General features: G+C 65.4%; 3 protein-coding genes. 1 reads left to right on the top strand and 2 read right to left on the bottom strand.

The genetic code is table 11. From position 1 onward, the window contains the following. Positions 1-492, top strand: a 492-nt coding sequence (gene gmk / locus EN991_RS35045; protein WP_127370436.1) for a guanylate kinase, incomplete at its 5' end; no start/stop codon positions are given. 48 nt (positions 493-540) lie between these two features. On the opposite strand, the gene rsmA is transcribed toward gmk, so the two are convergent. Both rsmA and EN991_RS35035 read right to left on the bottom strand, forming a co-directional pair. Continuing rightward, complete coding sequence (gene rsmA / locus EN991_RS35040; RefSeq protein ID WP_127370435.1) at positions 541-1,380, bottom strand: 16S rRNA (adenine(1518)-N(6)/adenine(1519)-N(6))-dimethyltransferase RsmA; 840 nt, start codon at positions 1,378-1,380, stop codon at positions 541-543. 10 nt (positions 1,381-1,390) lie between these two features. After that, on the bottom strand, positions 1,391-1,742 hold a 352-nt coding region (locus EN991_RS35035), incomplete at its 5' end, for a 4-hydroxythreonine-4-phosphate dehydrogenase PdxA (protein ID WP_206519317.1).

Raw genomic sequence — 1,742 nt, 5'->3', positions numbered from 1 at the left:
GAGATCGAAGGCGTCCACTATCATTTCCGGACGATGCGCGAACTCGAGCGGCTTCGTGATTCAGACGCGCTGCTGGAGTGGGCCGAGGTGCATGGCAATTGCTATGCGACACCGCGCGAGCCTGCCGAACTGGCGCTGTCTGAAGGGCGCGACATGCTCTTCGACATCGACTGGCAGGGCGCCCAGCAGCTCAAGGAGAAGATGCGCGCCGACATCGTCTCGATCTTCATCCTGCCGCCATCGATGAAGGAGTTGAAGGCACGGCTGAAGCGCCGCGCCGAAGACCAGGAAGCGGTGATCGAAACGCGGTTGAAAAACGCCCGCAACGAGATCGAGCACTGGAAGGAATATGATTTCGTCATCGTCAATGACGACCTCGACCGCGCCTTCGCCGAAGTGCGCGGCATCGTCGTCGCCGAGCGGCTGAGACGCGACCGCCGGCCAGGCCTGTTCGATTTCGTCTCGGGACTGTTGGACGAGAAGACGGGTTGAGGCGGTGAAGCGCCAATCTCCCCCACGAGGGGGCAGATCGGCAGCTTCTTACACCGCGTTTGTCAACCTTACAAATTCCTCGACGCTGAGCGTCTCGGCGCGGCGTGTCGGATCGATGCCGGCGCGGTCGAGCAGGGCCTCGCCGCCGAGGCTCTTAACGCTTTGCCGCAGCATCTTGCGACGTTGGCCGAAGGCGGCTTCTGTGACGCGGCCGAGTTTCTTCACCTCGGTGGGCAGGGGCATCGGGCGCGGCACAAGATGCACCACCGAGGAGGTGACCTTTGGCGGCGGCGTGAATGCCTGTGGCGGTACGTCGAAGGCGATCCTCGCCTCCGTCCGCCAGCCGGCAAGGACCCCCAGCCGGCCATAGCTGTCGCTGCCGGCGGGAGCGACGATGCGCTCGGCCACCTCGCGCTGGAACATCAAAGTCATCGAGGTGTAGAAAGGCGGCCAGTCGCTGACGGTCAACCAGCGCACCAGCAGCTCCGTGCCGATGTTGTAGGGCAGGTTGGCCACGATCTTGACCGGGCCGCCATTGCCGGTCGCTCGACTGGCAAGGCCCGTGAAATCCGTCTTCAGCGCATCGCCCGAAACAACCTCCAGCCGGCCGGGATAGTGGTCGGACACTTCGGCAAGAGCAGCCAGGCAACGTTCGTCGCGCTCTATGGCGATCACCTGGCGCGCTCCGTTGGCAAGCAAGGCGCGGGTCAGCCCGCCGGGACCGGGGCCGACCTCGATGACGGTTGCATCGGACAAGTCGCCGGCGGTGCGGGCGATCTTGCCGGTGAGGTTGAGGTCGAGCAGGAAATTCTGGCCGAGCGCCTTCTTCGCCTGCAGCCCATGCCGCTCGATCACCTCGCGCAGCGGCGGCAGCCCGTCGATGCTCATGCCCGAGATCTCATACGGCAACCGCCTTGGTGTTCGTGTCGGCCAGCCGCCGGGCAAGCTTCAGCGCCGCTATCAGGCTGTCGGGCCGCGCCACACCCTTGCCGGCGATGTCGAAGGCCGTGCCGTGGTCGGGCGAGGTGCGGATGAAGGGCAGGCCGAGCGTGACATTGACCGCCTCGTCGAAAGCCAGCGCCTTGGCCGGGATAAGCGCCTGGTCGTGATACATGCAAAGGGCCGCGTCGTAACCAGCCCGCGCCCGGACATGGAACAACGTGTCGGCCGGCAAAGGGCCGAAAGCGTCGATGCCTTCGGCGCGCAGGATGTCGACCGCCGGGCGCACGATCCGCTCGTCTTCGAGGCCC

This window comes from Mesorhizobium sp. M7A.F.Ca.US.005.03.2.1, from assembly GCF_003997795.1.
Classification (GTDB): domain Bacteria; phylum Pseudomonadota; class Alphaproteobacteria; order Rhizobiales; family Rhizobiaceae; genus Mesorhizobium; species Mesorhizobium ciceri.
Note: the sequence above shows the minus strand (reverse complement) of the source record. Positions and strands in the feature narration are given on the sequence as shown.